The 15,796-nt window shown below is 59.0% G+C and carries 18 protein-coding genes, 1 tRNA gene and 1 pseudogene; 12 read left to right on the top strand and 8 right to left on the bottom strand.

Annotated elements, in window-relative coordinates; all coding sequences use genetic code 11:
- Positions 1-42 precede the first annotated feature (42 nt).
- Together SJY21_RS06070 and SJY21_RS06065 are read left to right on the top strand one after the other, a co-directional pair.
- On the top strand, positions 43-633 hold the full coding sequence (locus SJY21_RS06070; RefSeq protein WP_377507635.1) for a Crp/Fnr family transcriptional regulator: 591 nt from the start codon (positions 43-45) through the stop codon (positions 631-633).
- A gap of 71 nt (positions 634-704) precedes the next feature.
- Positions 705-896 carry a DUF2892 domain-containing protein gene (locus tag SJY21_RS06065; protein ID WP_377507632.1) on the top strand — a complete coding sequence of 64 codons (192 nt, stop codon included), beginning with the start codon at positions 705-707 and terminating at the stop codon, positions 894-896.
- A gap of 86 nt (positions 897-982) precedes the next feature.
- Here SJY21_RS06065 and SJY21_RS06060 read toward each other — a convergent pair whose 3' ends face one another.
- Both SJY21_RS06060 and SJY21_RS06055 read right to left on the bottom strand, forming a co-directional pair.
- Positions 983-1,534: a ferric reductase-like transmembrane domain-containing protein gene (locus SJY21_RS06060; RefSeq protein WP_377507630.1), complete on the bottom strand. Its 552-nt coding sequence runs from the start codon at positions 1,532-1,534 to the stop codon at positions 983-985.
- A 68-nt stretch (positions 1,535-1,602) separates the two neighbouring features.
- Positions 1,603-2,091, bottom strand: a complete 489-nt coding sequence (locus SJY21_RS06055) for a twin-arginine translocation pathway signal (RefSeq protein WP_377507627.1) — start codon at positions 2,089-2,091, stop codon at positions 1,603-1,605.
- 220 nt (positions 2,092-2,311) lie between these two features.
- Here SJY21_RS06055 and yghX point away from each other — a divergent pair, with 220 nt between their 5' ends.
- Positions 2,312-3,199 (top strand): YghX family hydrolase, encoded by an 888-nt coding sequence (yghX, locus tag SJY21_RS06050; protein WP_377507624.1) that lies wholly within the window; start codon positions 2,312-2,314, stop codon positions 3,197-3,199.
- Positions 3,200-3,369: 170 nt separating this feature from the next.
- Positions 3,370-4,002, top strand: a pseudogene (locus SJY21_RS06045) (tyrosine-type recombinase/integrase).
- A 665-nt stretch (positions 4,003-4,667) separates the two neighbouring features.
- On the opposite strand, the gene SJY21_RS06040 reads toward SJY21_RS06045, so the two are convergent.
- Together SJY21_RS06040 and SJY21_RS06035 are read right to left on the bottom strand one after the other, a co-directional pair.
- Positions 4,668-5,081 carry a DUF1178 family protein gene (locus SJY21_RS06040; protein ID WP_377507621.1) on the bottom strand — a complete coding sequence of 138 codons (414 nt, stop codon included), beginning with the start codon at positions 5,079-5,081 and terminating at the stop codon, positions 4,668-4,670.
- A gap of 63 nt (positions 5,082-5,144) precedes the next feature.
- A complete protein-coding gene (locus SJY21_RS06035; RefSeq protein WP_377507619.1) occupies positions 5,145-5,612 on the bottom strand; it encodes an NUDIX hydrolase in 468 nt (155 codons plus the stop codon).
- 126 nt (positions 5,613-5,738) lie between these two features.
- On the opposite strand from SJY21_RS06035, the gene modA reads away from it, so the two are divergent.
- The 3 genes from modA to modC are packed head-to-tail and all read left to right on the top strand — an operon-like array spanning position 5,739 to position 8,276.
- Positions 5,739-6,497, top strand: a complete 759-nt coding sequence (gene modA / locus SJY21_RS06030) for a molybdate ABC transporter substrate-binding protein (RefSeq protein WP_377507616.1) — start codon at positions 5,739-5,741, stop codon at positions 6,495-6,497.
- The gene (gene modB, locus SJY21_RS06025) at positions 6,490-7,182 is read left to right on the top strand and encodes a molybdate ABC transporter permease subunit (RefSeq protein WP_377507614.1); all 693 of its coding nucleotides are present in this window, start codon (positions 6,490-6,492) and stop codon (positions 7,180-7,182) included. Before modA ends, modB begins: the two co-directional genes overlap by 8 nt.
- Positions 7,179-8,276, top strand: coding sequence for a molybdenum ABC transporter ATP-binding protein (gene modC, locus SJY21_RS06020; RefSeq protein ID WP_377507611.1), 1,098 nt, complete (start codon positions 7,179-7,181; stop codon positions 8,274-8,276). The genes modB and modC overlap by 4 nt, the downstream gene beginning before the upstream one ends.
- Positions 8,277-8,305: 29 nt before the next feature.
- Here modC and SJY21_RS06015 read toward each other — a convergent pair whose 3' ends face one another.
- Complete coding sequence (locus SJY21_RS06015; protein ID WP_377507608.1) at positions 8,306-9,244, bottom strand: ATP-grasp fold amidoligase family protein; 939 nt, start codon at positions 9,242-9,244, stop codon at positions 8,306-8,308.
- Positions 9,245-9,295: 51 nt separating this feature from the next.
- A tRNA-Cys gene (locus SJY21_RS06010) sits at positions 9,296-9,369 on the bottom strand.
- Between the two features lie 117 nt (positions 9,370-9,486).
- Here SJY21_RS06010 and SJY21_RS06005 point away from each other — a divergent pair.
- The 3 genes from SJY21_RS06005 (at position 9,487) to SJY21_RS05995 (ending at position 12,474) form a co-directional block, all read left to right on the top strand.
- A complete protein-coding gene (locus tag SJY21_RS06005; RefSeq protein WP_377507605.1) occupies positions 9,487-10,140 on the top strand; it encodes a protein-L-isoaspartate O-methyltransferase in 654 nt (217 codons plus the stop codon).
- 60 nt (positions 10,141-10,200) lie between these two features.
- A complete protein-coding gene (locus SJY21_RS06000) occupies positions 10,201-11,559 on the top strand; it encodes a TolC family outer membrane protein (protein ID WP_377507602.1) in 1,359 nt (452 codons plus the stop codon).
- A 75-nt stretch (positions 11,560-11,634) separates the two neighbouring features.
- The gene (locus SJY21_RS05995; RefSeq protein WP_377507599.1) at positions 11,635-12,474 is read left to right on the top strand and encodes a hypothetical protein; all 840 of its coding nucleotides are present in this window, start codon (positions 11,635-11,637) and stop codon (positions 12,472-12,474) included.
- Here SJY21_RS05995 and SJY21_RS05990 read toward each other — a convergent pair.
- A complete protein-coding gene (locus tag SJY21_RS05990; protein ID WP_377507596.1) occupies positions 12,471-13,928 on the bottom strand; it encodes a cobyric acid synthase in 1,458 nt (485 codons plus the stop codon). The two genes, SJY21_RS05995 and SJY21_RS05990, sit on opposite strands and share 4 nt — an antisense overlap.
- 52 nt (positions 13,929-13,980) lie before the next feature.
- On the opposite strand from SJY21_RS05990, the gene SJY21_RS05985 reads away from it, so the two are divergent.
- Positions 13,981-14,562, top strand: coding sequence for a cobalamin biosynthesis protein CobQ (locus SJY21_RS05985; protein WP_377507593.1), 582 nt, complete (start codon positions 13,981-13,983; stop codon positions 14,560-14,562).
- Between the two features lie 81 nt (positions 14,563-14,643).
- Here the strand turns inward: SJY21_RS05985 and SJY21_RS05980 are convergent, their stop codons facing one another.
- Positions 14,644-14,967, bottom strand: a complete 324-nt coding sequence (locus SJY21_RS05980) for a DUF6280 family protein (protein ID WP_148056115.1) — start codon at positions 14,965-14,967, stop codon at positions 14,644-14,646.
- 224 nt (positions 14,968-15,191) lie between these two features.
- Here SJY21_RS05980 and efp point away from each other — a divergent pair, with 224 nt between their 5' ends.
- Positions 15,192-15,755, top strand: a complete 564-nt coding sequence (gene efp / locus SJY21_RS05975) for an elongation factor P (RefSeq protein ID WP_148056114.1) — start codon at positions 15,192-15,194, stop codon at positions 15,753-15,755.
- Positions 15,756-15,796 lie beyond the last annotated feature (41 nt).

The raw sequence follows: 15,796 nt of genomic DNA, 5'->3' as shown, positions 1-15,796 counted from the left end.
TCTTGCAGTCACAATGGGCCTAAACTCAGGTGGTCCGAAGACATGATCCGGAAATTTATAGCGACCAAAGGCAAGGTCATTTTTCAAGCCGGGCAGGAATGCCCGGGGTTCGTGATACTGTCCGAAGGCACGATCAAGGTCACGCTGTCCGGCACAAGCGGGCGCGAGGTCGTCCTATATCGTGTGAACCCGGGCGAAATCTGTCTGCAGACATTTTCCTGCCTAATAGATGCAAAAAACTACAGCGCCGAAGGCGTCGCAGAAACCGATCTGGAGGGGGAGCTGATCCCCGCAGACCAGTTCAAGACCCGCCTTGCCGATGACGCCGCATTCAGAAACCGGATCATGGCTTCGGTTGCCGCGCGCTTTTCCGACTATCAGTCGCTCGTTGAAGAGGTCGCCTTGACGCGCTTTGATGCACGCTTGGCACGGACATTGCTTCGACTTGCCGACAGTGCGGGCGTGGTTGCTCTGTCGCATTCGGCTCTGGCAACCGAGACCGCCTCGGGGCGCGCCTACGTGACCCGTCGGTTGTCAGAATTCGTTCAGCAAGGACTGGTAGAACAGCTACCCAAAGGCGTTGCCCTCCTCGATGTCCCCGCACTGCGTCAGGTCGCCGCAGACAATCGGTGACACTGTCACCGCTGAAACGCGCGGGCTGTTGTTAGTATTGGTCATAACTTTCTTTCAAAGGAGATCGTCAAATGACTAGAAACGAAGGAACCGTCGACCGCGTGCTGCGGGTCATTGTTGGCTTGGCATTGCTGTCACTTGTTTTCGTCGGCCCACAAACTCTGTGGGGATTAATTGGCATCGTCCCGCTGGCAACAGGCCTTGTGGGAATATGCCCGATCTATTCCATCCTCGGGATCAGGACCTGCCCGATCAAAGGGTGAACAAGTGAGCTGACCGAATTGTACGATGGCCTCAGGGATGTTCTTGGGCCATCGTCGCCAACTCTGTCGCAATCGACACAGTCGATCTATCTCGATCTCTGTGGTCTGGGGCGCCTGAGTATGACACCGATTGTGACAGCAAAAATCAGACCGCTGAGCAGGGCTTTGGATATCGGTTCCATTGCGCCAATGATCTGGAGTGCGTGGAGCGCGGTACTTGTCACGATCAAAACGGCGAAGGCTTTGTGGACGCGGGGCCACGTAGGTGGCGCTAGACGCAACCGTCTCCGCAACACGACCGTCAAAGCCGAAACAAATATCGCCCACATCCCGATGACGCCCCAGACAGAAAACGGCGTCGGTGACGTGAAGGTCAGGGCATCAATGACGTCGGGCGGGCTCGTAATCCAAAGACCCACAACATGAAGGGCGACCAATAACACGAGCGCGACGCCGAGCATGCGGTGCGTTCGGCGGCTTTGAAGGAGATTAAGTCCGGGTAGGTAGCCGCCCGCCAAGAGCGGTTGCGCAAGCATCAGGGCCATCGCGATTATCCCCGCAAACCCAGCGAGGACATAGATCGGGTCTCGCCATGCGAGCAGTGGACTCGTCGCAGCCAGTCCCGCGGGACCGATCATGCAAATGGCAAAGATTGCCCAGATCAAGCCGGCTCGCATTCGTGTCGAACGTTCCGATCGCACGTCCGTTAGGCCGGCACGAGGACGAAATCTGCATGTAGGCTTGTGTCGCTTGGGCTTTGCATCACTGGTCGCAGAAACACGGTTTCAAATTCACCGCTGTCATAGGCGAGATGCCCGTGAGGTTGACCAAATGCCGGCACGATCTGCGGCATCTCAAGTCGAAAGCTCCCGTCTGCGTCCGTTAGGGTCGCGCCATGACTGTGCGGGTCACGTTCATGCCCTTCGGTTGTATGGGCCCAGATTTGAATGCGCTGACCGGCCAATGGTGCCCCGTCGCCTGCCCGACGAACTGTGCCAGTCATCCAGAAGCCGCCGCCACCAATCCGGTCAACAATCGCAGCGTTGGGGCGATAGTTATTCGCCCCGCCACGCATGGTCGGCGTTGGCGCGAGAGCTTGGGCTTGAACAGCGGATAGCAGGCCTAAACCACTTGTCGCCAAGGCGGCGCCAGCGGATGCAACAACGGCACGGCGCGTGTAATGTCTGCGGGTCATTCTGCGTCCTTCCTTCAATCGCCAGATGCTTCACTCAATTAGATCGACGTCTCATTATAGCACTTTCGATCTGGAATTTCACCGCGAGAGGCCTGCCGTATGGAGAAGAAATCGTCACACTATTGTGATGTCGCGGTGAGGGTTCGAATACCAAAAAGTTTTGTCTGACCACGGGTATTGGTCATACTCGGACCATCCCACAATTTCAGGAGAGATAGTTATGACCCGACTAACGGCAAAAGACTTCGACCCAAAACTCCTCGAACTCTACAACTTCTACGCGCATGGCATGATCACAAAGCGAGAGTTTCTCGAAGGGGCCACGAAATTCGCGGTTGCCGGGATGACAGCCACAACCATCCTAGGATTAATGTCGCCCAACTACGCCTTGGCAGAACAGGTTTCGTTCAACGATCCTGATATCGTGCCGGAATATATCATGTATCCGTCACCCAACGGACACGGCGAGGTTCGCGGCTATATGGTTCGCCCTGCTGGTGTCGAAGGCAAACTTCCGGCGGTTGTCGTTGTCCACGAAAATCGTGGGCTGAACCCCTATATTGAAGACGTCGCGCGACGGCTTGCAAAGGCCGGCTTCATGGCGCTCGCACCGGACGGCTTGACCTCGGTGGGCGGATATCCGGGCAACGATGCCGAGGGGCGAGATCTACAGCGGACTGTCAACTCTGGGAAACTGATGAATGACTTTTTTGCTGCTGTTGAGTTTTTGATGAACCATGAAGGATCAACCGGAAACGTCGGGATTACCGGCTTTTGCTATGGCGGAGGCGTCGCGAATGCGGCGGCGGTGGCCTATCCAGAACTCAAGGCGTCCGTTCCCTACTACGGAAGGCAAGCAAGCGCAGAGGATGTGCCGAGAATCCAAGCGCCATTGCTGTTGCACTATGGCGCGTTAGACGAGCGCGTAAACGCCGGCTGGCCCGACTACAAAGCGGCCCTCATCGCCAATGGCAAAAACTACGAGGCATACATCTACAAGGGTGCCAATCACGGCTTCCACAACGACAGCACGCCGCGATTTGATGAAGCCATGGCGGACTTGTCATGGGAGCGCACGATTGCACATTTTGAAAGGTACTTGACCTAGCTCACGGCAAGGATGTCAAACTCTCAGTTCGTGCTCTTAGCCGCCAAATGCATTCGCGGCAACTGCTGCGGCTAGGGCGTTCTGAGATCAACCATTCAACTTGATGGTATGGTCTTGGCGTCAGCGCTGTGCTGATGTCAGGGAATGGAGGGAGGATTGGAGGGCAAATCATGCCAAGAGTCCAACTTCCAGCAACTACCCCAAAACCCAGAGCATGGAACAGGGGGCGGATCATCGGTCAGAAGCGTCCGCTGTTACCGAAGCAGGTCTGGGCGATCCGGGCACGGCTAGAACTGGCGGGCAATCTGCGAGACCTTGCCTTGTTCAACGTCGCCATCGATAGCAAATTGCGCGGCTGCGATTTGGTCAAACTTGCGGTGAGCGATCTCGTGACGGTTGATCGAGTACGAGAGCGTGTTTCCGTGATCCAAAGTAAGACGAAGCGACCTGTTCAGTTCGAACTGACGGAAAACACACGGGAAACTGTATTGGCCTGAGTCAAATCGTCTGAGATGTTCGCGGGCCGTTTCATGTTCCCAAGTCGCTTCCACGACCGGCCACACATATCGACGCGGCAGTACGGTCGAATTGTACGCGACTGGGTGACGGCAATAGGGCTAGAGCCGAGCGGTTACGGCACGCACTCGTTGCGCCGAACAAAGGCAGCGGAAATCTATCGCAAGACTGGCAATCTCCGAGCTGTCCAACTGCTGCTGGGTCATACCAAGGTCGACAGCACTGTCCGTTACCTTGGCGTTGAACTCGAAGATGCGCTAAGTATCGCGGAGCGCATCGATATCTGAGCTACCTTGGCGAACGGTCCTGCCGTTCGCCATTTCAAAGTGGGTATCCGTATCTAATGCAGCGTTCGTCGGTGCTGAGCCCATACCTACCCATCCAAGATCGCGATTGCAGGGGGTGTTTGCCGTTTCGGCAACGCCCTGTCCCTTGGTATCGGACGCAATGTTCTGCTACATACCCCGCGCATAGCATGTGGCCCCAGCCTTTTGCACTCAATCAGAGAAATGTTTGATGATCTCACTCGCGCCTGTCGTTCGCGACGATCTTGACGACTTGTTCGCCTTGCAGGTCCGTGCCGATCAAAGAAAGAACGTGGCACCAAGCGCGATCTCTATCGCCGAGTTTCCCTCTCTAAAGGTGATCTACCGGCAACTCGGAACGGCATAATAGTCGCGCGTCTCGCTTGTACAACATAGTCGCAACGAAAGTGCGTTCTTGGTATAGGCGAAATCGACGCCTGCGAACGACCGGATTGGCGACTTCCGCCGCGCTACAACATCAAGCGTTCTGAATGAGTGAGCAAATGCTGCGTCAGCAATAGCCGCACCTGCAAAAGGCAACTTTGTCCCGCAAACAGGACTTCCGCGTGGCCGCATGTGAATGACTGCTTCGGGGAGTTTCGGGTGCCTGTATTCCAACGATTGGCCATCGGGATTGGACACTCGCCCTAATTTGTCTTTCGTTTGGGCATAAAAGGCAGCGGCAACACGGGCACACCGTCCGCAAGCAGTTTGCGGGCATCTTCGGCGCGCGCTTCGCCGTAAATCGGGCGTTCAGGACTGTCGCCGGCATGCATTTTGCGTGCTTCGCTGGCGAATTGCAGGCCAACGTAGTCCGATGTGGTTTCAACTTCGTGGCGCAATTTGGCGAGCGCTTTTTCGGTGTCGGTGTCCTTGGATTGCAAGGGGCCTTTGACCGATTTGGTAACGGGCGGCGCCATCAGCGCCTTTTCCACCTCGGTCGTGCCACATGTCGGGCAGGACAGCATCCCGGCCGCGCGCACCGTGTCAAAGGCGGCACCCGACTGGAACCAGCTATCAAAGTGGTGGTCAGCACTGCATTTGAGATCAAAGCGGATCATGGCGGGGCCCAAAAGGAACAACTGCCCCATAGATAGAGCGCCCAAGCGCCCGTGCAAAGGCTGCTAAAGCTGGGTCGGGTCGAATTTCAGGATCATCTGGCGCAATTCGGGGTTGGAAATCCGCGCGGCAGCTTTCTTGCGGCCAAACCATTTGCGGCGGCGCTGTTTGCGTTCGGGCCAATCCGACAGCACCGTTTTAACCCGCAGCGCATAGACAATCGCAAGGCAAGGGGTGGACCCATCGGTGATTTCCTTTTCGTAGGTGAAAACCCCAAGGGATTGTCCATGCACCTTGCCTTCAAGCCCAGCTTCCTCAAAGGCTTCGGTGGCGGCGGCTTTGGCAGGGGTTGTGCCATCCATTGGCCAGCCTTTTGGAATGATCCAGCGCCCCGCGTTGCGGCTGGTGATCAGGCAGAATTCCACCTTGCCGTTGTGCAGGCGATAGCACAGCGCGGCAAATTGTGTGCGCACATCGGTCTTGTGCGCGCCATCAAGGTTCATTCTGGGTTGGCCGCTCTTGTGGAGTGTCATCGCTTTCGCTGCAATTGTCTTACTGCCCATGACTTTAGCCTAATGAACAAGCGATCCCTTGCAAACCCTTGAAACAGTTGCCCGCCCCCTCTTGCCAATACGGGGGCGGGGGGCGATGTTTCGGCAATGAAATGGATGGGCGTCATCACAGCGGTTTTGATTGTTCTGGCGGGCAGTGCGCGCGCCGAAACGATCACCGTTTTTGCCGCCTCCAGCATGAAAGACGCGCTTGAGGATGCAGCGCAAGCCTGGAGCGACAAAAGTGGTCACGAGGTCGTGTTTTCCTTTGCTGCCAGTTCCGCACTTGCGCGCCAGATCATGCTGGGCGCCCCGGCAGATATATTTGTATCCGCCAATCCCGACTGGATGGACCAGATCGAGGCGTCAAACCTGATTATCGAAGGCACGCGCGCCGATATCGCGGGCAACAGCCTTGTGCTGGTCATGTCTGGCGGGTCGCCGGTTGATCTGACCGCGCCTGCCGACATCGTGGCCCGACTTGATGATCGCCCGCTTGCCATGGCGCTGGTCGATGCGGTGCCTGCGGGGATTTACGGCAAGGCGGCTTTGCAATCCCTTGATCTGTGGGACGCCGTCGCCCCCCATGTCGCGCAAACCGCCAACGTGCGTGCGGCCCTGCGCCTGGTGCAGATCGGTGAGGCGCGTTTGGGTGTTGTTTATGCCTCTGATGTCATGGCCGCGCCCGATCTGGTGATTGCGGCGACTTTTCCACCCGACAGCCACCCCGCCATTCGCTATCCCGCCGCCGTCTTGCGCACGCCCATGGCTGCCGAGGCGACGGATTTCCTGCACGACTTGCGCGGCATCGCGGGCCAGAAGGTGATGCTAGCGCACGGCTTTACCAGCGTGGCGCCCGATGGCTGATTTCCTTGGCCCCGCAGAATGGGCAGCTGTGTGGTTGTCGCTCAAGGTTGCCATTTGGGCCACGGTGATCAGCCTGCCGTTTGGCATCGCGGTCGCGCTGGTGCTGGCGCGCAGGCGGTTCTGGGGACGGGGGGTGCTGAATATCCTTGTGCATTTGCCGCTGGTCATGCCGCCGGTTGTCACAGGGTATCTGTTGTTGCTTGGGTTCGGGCGCAACGGACCACTGGGGCAGGTGTTCGAGAGCCTGTTTGGCCTGATTTTCGCCTTTCGCTGGACCGGCGCGGCACTGGCGGCGGCGATCATGGGGTTCCCGTTGATGGTGCGCGCAATCCGGCTGGCTGTCGAAGCGGTTGATCGCAATCTGGAACAGGCGGCGGCAACCTTGGGCGCGTCCCGCCTGCGCGTGTTCACCACGATCACCCTGCCGCTGATCATGCCGGGGATCATTGTTGGCGCGGTGCTGGGTTTTGCCAAGGCGATGGGCGAATTTGGTGCAACGATCACTTTCGTGTCCAATATCCCCGGCCAGACCCAAACCATTCCGCTGGCGATTGATTTGCTGCTTGAGGTGCCCGGCGGCGAGCCTTTGGCGCTGCGCCTTGCGGTGGTGTCGATCGCCATCGCCATGGGCGCGCTGGTGGTGTCGGAACTGATGTCACGGCGCTTGCGCGGGGGCGGGTTATGACCCTGCGCGTCGATCTGAAACATGCCTTTGACGGCTTTACACTTGATGCGACCTTTGATGCGCCGGTCGGGTTGACGGCGCTATTCGGGCCATCGGGATCAGGCAAGACAACGGTGATCAATGCGATTGCCGGGTTGCTGTGTCCAACACAGGGGCGGATCGCGGTTGGGGACAAGACGCTGTTTGATCGGGATGCGCGGATCAATGTGCCGGTGGCAAAGCGCGACGTGGGTTATGTCTTTCAGGATGCGCGCCTGTTTCCGCATATGAGCGTTGCGCGCAATCTGGCATATGGCGGGCAGCACAACGCCGATCACGTTGTGCAAATGCTGGGGCTTGAAGGGCTGCTGGACCGCCGCCCCGATCGCCTGTCAGGCGGGGAACGCCAGCGCGTTGCGCTGGGCCGTGCCCTGATGCGCAACCCGCGGCTTTTGCTGCTGGATGAACCCCTTAGCGCCCTGGATGCGCCGCGCAAGGACGAAATCATGCCCTATCTTGAACGTCTGCGCGACAGCACTGACCTGCCGATCCTTTATGTCAGCCATGATGTGTCCGAGGTTGCGCGGCTGGCCAATCACATCGTGCTGATGGATCACGGCAAGGTGCGCCTGTCAGGTCCGATTGACGATGTTCTGAGCAGCCCTGTGGCCGTGCCCTACCTTGGTGCCAGTGATGCTGGGGCCGTGATTTCGGGCCGAGTGATGGGCTATGACGCGGGCGATCAACTGACCACCGTGACGATCAGCAAGGGGCAATTGTTGCTGCCCGGCGATCTGGGCCCGGTTGGCACGCTGGTGCGGGTCCGCGTGCCGGCCCAAGAGGTGATCCTGTCCCTGCACCGCCCAACGGGCATGAGCGCGCTGAACGTGATCGCGGCGCAGATTACCGGCATGTCGCAAGGGCAGGGGCCGGGCGTGGCTGTAGGCTTGCAATCGGGGAACGACCGTCTGCTGGCGCGGGTGACACGGCGGTCGGCGGCGGCGATGGGTCTTGCCGATGGCATGACCGTCTTTGCGCTGATCAAGGCGACAGGCGTGCCAGCACGTGATGTTGCGGCCGCCGGCACAGGGCGCGACCGGATGATGCGTCGCTAGGCAATCGCGCCCAGACGGGGCGCAGCACTTCAGGTTTCATGCGATCCGATCACGTCCCTTAGGCTATTGGCATAGATCTTGCGCCATCCGGTTTGTGGCGTGCTTAGGAACCAGCTAGTGCACAGATCCCAGGAGGTGTTGACCGGCTCGTCCGGCACATCACCGACAAAGGGCAAATAGCCACCCATGTTATAGATCGTGAATTCGCTAAACCAAATCTTGCCCGCGCCCGACAGGATATCGACGCGCATGTGATCGAAATGTCGACCGATCTGGCGGGATATTTCCAAGGCCTCGTGCGTGTTGACGGGCAAAGGGCGGTTGGCGCGTTTTTCGACAGCCGCCGCGCCCCCAAAATATGCCCAGCCACCCTGTCCATCCGGAAGCCAGACATCAGCCAATTCATCGGTGAAGCGATCATAGATAATCACCAGACGCTCAATACGGTCCCCGAATGTGTAAACCTTGAATTCCGTCGTAAGGCCCGGAATGAAAGTTTCGACAAGCAGCTTTGGCGTGATCCCGAAATACCTCCATTCCAGCCGCTTGCGCCCGTGCCGCTTGCGCAGGTGTTTGCGCAGTTGACGGTCAAGGGACGCACGATCGGGTGGCGCATCGTGCAGTATGATATTTGTCCCGCTGCCATGGTTTACCTTGACGACGACACCGCGTGCCAACACATCGCCGGGCATGTCGGATGGGTCTTTGCCGGTCCAGATGATGGCGGGCGCATCAATGTGGATTTGGTTCTTTTCCAACCAGCCGCGAATGCGCAACTTGTCTGAAATCTCGATAAATTCGGGGCTGCGATCAAATATCTTTCGCCAATAATACTTGTCGTTCATCGTCATTGGGTTTGCGGGATTGGGCAACCGCTTGAAGCGATCCACCTTGCGATACCAGTAAGACAACCGTGGGTGGCGCAGCAAAACCGCCCAACGCACCAAAAATACCACAAAACCTGACATGGTTTCAAAATTGATTGGCTTTGGGCAACTTGGCAAGCTCGGGGAATGCTATGGAGGCGAGTACCGGAATCGAACCGGTGTACACGGATTTGCAATCCGCTGCGTAACCACTCCGCCAACTCGCCCGAAGCACAGGCCGGATATACCAGCATTGCAGGTCGTGCAAGCGGTGATGAGGCGTTGCCCCCGTGAACGGATTATGGCATCACAAATCAACAGATTCTGAACGAAAGAGTTTAGCTTTGGCCGACTATGCATCCCGCCGCACAATGATGGTCGACACGCAGGTGCGCCCGTCTGATGTGACCAAGTTCCCGATCATTGACGCGATGCTGTCCGTCCCGCGTGAAGAATTCCTGCCAGCCGACAAGTCGGAATCAGCTTATGTGGGCGAAAACATCACCTTGGCAGGTGGTCGCACGGTGCTTGAGCCGCGCACATTTGCCAAGATGCTGGATGCGTTGATGATTGATCCGGCGGATGTCGTGCTCGATCTGGGGTGTGGTTTGGGCTATTCGACAGCCGTGCTTGCGCAAATGGCTGAATTTGTCGTTGCCGTCGAGGATGACAGCGATCGCGTCGGCGAGGCGCAGCAGAACCTGTCAGAACATGGTGTCGATAATGCCGCAGTTGTCGAAGGTCCGCTGCATGAGGGGGCCAAGAAAAGCGGCCCCTATGATATCATCATGTTGCAAGGTGCCGCCGAACAGGTGCCGGACACGCTGTTGGACCAGTTGAAAGAAGGTGGCCGGATTGCGGTTGTTTTCGCCGAATCTGCCCTTGGTGTTGTGCGGATCGGCCACAAGTTGGATGGTGCCGTGACGTGGCGGTTTGCGTTCAATGCCGGTGCGCCGGTTGTTGACGGATTTGCCAGGGAAGCGGATTTCGCGCTATGATAGCAACGCAGTCCCTGGCTGCGTTTTATTGTAATAACCAACGGTTTAAGGATACCTGATATGGGTCTGCGCCATGCGATTTCGGCAATTGGGCTTGCGTCTATGATGCTTGTGTCCCCGCTTGTTGCCACGGCGGAAACGCTCGCGGATGCACTGGCGGACGCCTATGAAAACAGCGGCCTTCTGGCGCAGAACCGCGCCTTGTTGCGCGCAGCTGACGAGGATGTGGCGCAGTCGCTGGCGGCCTTGCGGCCCGTGATCAGCTGGGCAGGATCGGTGCAATACACGGGTAGCCCGGCACCGGGCGCGGATTCACTGACCAATTCCTATCAGATTTCCGCCGACCTGCTGATTTACGATGGCGGCGCGTCCGACTTTGCGACCGAATCCCAAAAAGAACTGGTTTTGGCGACGCGCCAGACCCTGATCAGCGTTGAACAACAGGTCTTGCTGCGCACGGTGCAGGCTTATGTCAACGTGCGCAGCGCTGTTGAATTCCTTAGCCTGCGCCAAAACAACGTCCGCGTGATCACGCAGGAATTTCGCGCCGCCCAGGACCGTTTTGATGTGGGCGAAGTGACCCGCACCGATGTGGCTTTGGCCGAGGCGCGCCTTGCGGCAGCCCGCAGCCTGTTGTCGGCCGCCGAAGGCAGCCTTGCGCAGGCATCCGAAGAATTTAATGCTGTTGTGGGGCGCCGCCCCAACAACCTGCAACCGGCCGCCCCTGCGCCCCTGTCCCGTGATTTGAACGCTGCCCGCGCCTTTGCCGTGCGCAACCACCCCGATATGTTGGGCCAGCAACACCGCGTGACAGCTGCCGAACTGAACATCCGCCGCGCCGAGGCGGCAACAGGCCCCACCGTAAACCTGAATGGGCGCGTGGCTGTATCTGACTGGGACGCTACCGAAAGCGTTGGCGTGACCATCAGCGGCCCGATTTACGCCGGTGGCCGGCTTGCCAGCCAGATTCGCCAGCAAATGGCGCGCCGTGACGCGGAACGCGCGGGGTTGCACATTACCCGTGCGGGTGTCGAACAACAGGTTGGCAATGCCTATGCGCTGCTGGCTGTGGCCCGCGCCAGCCGTGATGCCTTTGATCGCCAGATCCGTGCGGCCCGCGTGGCATTTCGCGGCGTGCGCGAAGAGGCCACGCTGGGCGCGCGCACAACCTTGGATGTGCTCAACGCCGAGCAGGAATTGCTGGACGCCCAAGCCAGCATGATTTCCGCCCAGTCAGACGAGGTTGTGGCGACCTATTCGGTGCTGGCCTCGATGGGTTTGTTGAACGCCCAACACCTTGGGTTGGCGGTGCAAACCTACGATCCATCGGCCTATTACAAGCTGGTTGATGATGCCCCGGCTGCGCTGTCGGAACAGGGGCAGGCGCTTGATCGCGTGTTGCGCGCCCTCGGAGAATAGCTCAAATCCCCGCTATCGGTTGGCAGAACGCGCGCAAGACGCTACAGTCAAACCGAGGCTTAAGCAGGATGAACAATGTCCGATCCGGTTACAAACGTTGAAATTGAGGATGTTTTGTCCTCTATCCGCAGGCTTGTGAGCGACGGCGACAAGCCGCGCGCCCGCGATTCGAGCGCCGAAGCCGAGGCCGAAGGCACTGCCCAAGCCGCGCCTGACGCTCAAGCAGACCAGCCTGCGCCTGACCGGCTTGTCCTGACGCCTGCGTTTCGGGTTGCCGAGGATGATGAAATCGCACCGCCACCTGCCGCGGATGACGCTGCGCGTGACGTTGCGGATGCACGGGATGACGTTCCCGAAGACGCGGTCGAGGGGGATGACACGGCCGAAACCGCGCCCCACGCGGAATTGCTGTGGGAAACGCCGGACGCGCAGGCACCCGAACCATGCGCCGAACCTGTGCACGCTGATACGCCCGTAGATACGCCCGATCGTTCGGCGCTTGAAGCCACGATCGCCGAACTTGAAGCGGCGGTCGGGGCCGACGACGAATTTGAACCCGATCAGGGGAGCGAAGAAATCGAATCGGTCGTTTGGCCGGGATCAGCCACGCGTGTGCGCGCCGATACAACGGACGCCGAAGATGTCGATGACATCCCGTTCCAGCATCACCGTGACGAACACGAAGATGACTATGCCAGCGAAGATGTCGACCTGAGCGATGATGACGACGACGCGGTTCTGAATGCCTATCTGGATGACGATGGCATGATGGATGAAGACATGCTGCGCGATCTGGTCACGGAAATCGTGCGTCAGGAATTGCAAGGCACCATGGGCGAGCGGATCACCCGCAATGTGCGTAAACTTGTGCGTCGCGAAATCCATCGCATCCTGTCGTCGCAGGATTTCGACTAGGCTTTTACCGTTCCGGCAAGGGCCAGCAGGCCTGTCACATCCAGATGACGTTCCAGATGATCGGCCAGCGCATCCAGCGTGGCGTCGACCCCTGCACTGTAATCAACGGTTTTCACCCGCGCGCCCAGGTCCGCCAGATAGGCCGTGCGAAATGCATCCGATGTGAACAAGCCGTGCAGGTAACAGCCGCGCACCCGCCCGTTCGCACTTGCAGCCCCTTCACCGCGCCCCTGCACATCCAGCCATGCGCGCGCGCGGTCCGGCCCTGTGGTTTCGCCGATGTGAATCTCGTAGCCGCTGACCGTGTCGCCTGTGGGCAGAAAGGTGGCATTTGTCAGGGCGAGCCGTTTTTGCGGCTTCATTTCAGTGACGATATCCAGGTGGCCCAACCCGGCAACACGGGCAGGCGCGCCTTCGATTCCTTCGGCGTCGATGATCTGTTTGCCCAGCATCTGATAGCCACCACAAATGCCCAGGACATGCCCGCCGCGCCGGATATGCGCGTGCAGGTCAATGTCCCAGCCCTGCGCGCGCAAATGCGCCAGATCGGCGATGGTTGATTTGCTTCCCGGGATTAGGATCAGATCGGCATCAGCGGGCAGGGGGCGGCCCGCCTCGATGATATCGACGCTGACTTCGGCCATGGCTGCCAGCGGATCAAGATCGTCAAAATTGGCGATCCGGTTCAGGCGCGGCACGGCGATTTTTACCGGCCCCCCTGTGCGGCTGGCCACATCCATCACATCCTCGGCCGGAAGTTTCCACGCATCGGCAAACCACGGGCAAATGCCTAAGGGCTGCCAGCCGGTGCGGTCGGCGATGAACGTCATGCCATCAGCAAACAGGGTTGGATCACCGCGGAACTTGTTGATCGCAAAGCCCTTGATCCGCGCGCGGTCGTCAGGCGGCAGGATCACATCGGTGCCGACAAGCTGTGCGATCACGCCACCGCGGTCGATGTCACCGATCAGGATCACCGGCACATCTGCCGCTTCGGCAAAGCCCATGTTGGCGATGTCACCGGCGCGCAGGTTCACCTCGGCGGGGCTGCCCGCGCCCTCAACGATGATCAGGTCGTGGGTGGCCGCAAGGCGATGAAAGCTGTCCAGCACATGCGGCATCAGGGTCGTTTTCATCTGGCCGTAGTCACGCGCCCTGATGGTGGCAAAGCGCTTGCCCTGCACGATCACCTGCGCGCCCACATCCGTTTCCGGTTTCAGTAGCACAGGGTTCATATCCACCAGCGGGTCCAGCCCGCAGGCGCGCGCCTGCAAGGCCTGCGCGCGGCCGATCTCGCCCCCGTCCGCGGTGACGGCGGCGTTGTTGGACATGTTCTGGGGCTTGAAGGGCGCAACAGAAAGCCCGCGCCGCACTGCTGCGCGCGCCAGCCCTGCGACAAGCATGGATTTCCCGACATTCGAGCCGGCGCCCTGGATCATGATTGCCTTGGCCATACGCCCCCCTTGCCCTAGTGTTCTAGGGGCGCAAACCGCGCGGGGGAAGACCATGAATACACCTGCGCATCTTATCATCGGGCTGACGGTCTTCGGGCGCACCGATGCGCGAGTTGTAACGGGAGCGGCGCTTGCGGGCGCACTGATCCCTGATCTGTCGCTTTACCTGATGGCTGGCACGCATTTGTTCATCCTGGGAACACCGCCCGATGTGGTGTTCGGGCAGATGTATTTCTCGGATGCATGGCAAAGCATCTTTCGGATCGACAATTCGATGGTGCTGTGGGGGATTGGTCTGGTGCTGGCCGTCATGGCGCGCAGCGGGTGGGCGATTGCACTGTGTGGCGCAGCGCTTTTGCATCTGGGTGGCGATTTCCTGTTGCACCACGATGACGGGCGCGCGCATTTCTGGCCGATCAGCACCTGGATATTCCAAAGCCCCGTCAGTTATTGGGACGGGCGGCATTACGGCAATATTGTTGGCCCGCTTGAAGTCCTGCTGTGCCTTGGCTTGTGTGTGGTGTTGTGGCGGCGGTTCACGGGGCTGTGGATGCGCGGGCTGATTGCGGTGCTGGCAGTTGCCGAAGCAGCCCCGGCGATCATTTTCGGGATCATGTTTTCCGGCGGCCCCTGAAACGAAAAACGCGGCCCCGAGCAGAGGACCGCGTTTTAATGACACTCCCAACAGGCTTGGGGGTCAGGATGCAGGAGGGCGTTAGGCGGCTTGCGCTTCCAGTTCGGCAGCATGACGCCGCTCGCTCTCTTCCCGCGAAAGGGCGACAGAGGTGCGCACACCCTTGCCGACAAAATCCATCAGGCCGGTGACGACACGTTCGTTCGGGTCGATACCCGCACAAGACAACACTTCGCGGCCATCGCGCGACCGCGCCCAGCGGGCGATCTGCTCGGGGCCGTTGCCATATTTCTTGTCGTCCGCAATTGCATCATCAAGTGCTGCCAGCACGACAGCAGCAAACAGTTTGCGCGCACGGTTGCCTTGCTCGTTATTGAAGGCTGTTCCGTCAACGAAATCTCTCATTGCGCTTCCTTTTGTTATTCGGCTTGTATCTTCGGCATGAAGGGCAATATGCATCACTCTACCCGATTCGGGGAAGCAGTATTTGCATACCACCTATGCGTCCAGTGCATAGAATTGTTTCCATTGGGGCCGTATATAGTTGTCTTGCAGCCCCTACGTCACCGAGATATAGGCTCGGACACGCTTCTATCAACCTTTTGACAAGAATTTGACACAATTGCACCATGCCCAAAATCAACGGTAACGAAATCAAGATCGGCAACGTCCTTGACCACAATGGTGGTCTTTGGGCAGCCGTAAAAGTGGACCATGTCAAACCCGGCAAAGGCGGCGCCTTTGCACAGGTTGAACTGCGCAATCTGCGCAACGGGTCCAAGCTCAATGAACGCTTCCGCAGCGCCGACAAAGTCGAGCGGGTGCGCCTTGAACAAAAGGACCAGCAATTCCTGTTTGAATCAGACGGAATGCTGACCTTTATGGACACGGAAACCTTTGATCAGATCGAACTGCCTGCGGAATTGCTGGGGGATCGCCGCCCGTTCCTGCAAGACGGTATGACGGCTGTGGTCGAATATCACGAGTCCGAGGCGCTGAGCGTGCGTTTGCCACAAAAAGTGACATGCACCGTGGTCGAGACCGAGCCGGTGGTCAAAGGCCAGACAGCTGCCAACAGCTTCAAGCCGGCCGTGCTGGACAACGGTGTCAAGGTCATGGTGCCGCCTTTTGTGGGGCAGGACGAGGCGATTATCGTCAACACCGAAACCATGGAATACGCCGAACGCGCCTAAGGCATTTGGATGTTCGGGAAGGGGCCGCCTTTGGGGCGGCC

Origin of the sequence: Octadecabacter sp. R77987, assembly GCF_042466115.1 — a bacterium.
GTDB lineage: Bacteria > Pseudomonadota > Alphaproteobacteria > Rhodobacterales > Rhodobacteraceae > SW4.
This window is presented reverse-complemented; position numbering and strand designations above follow the sequence as displayed.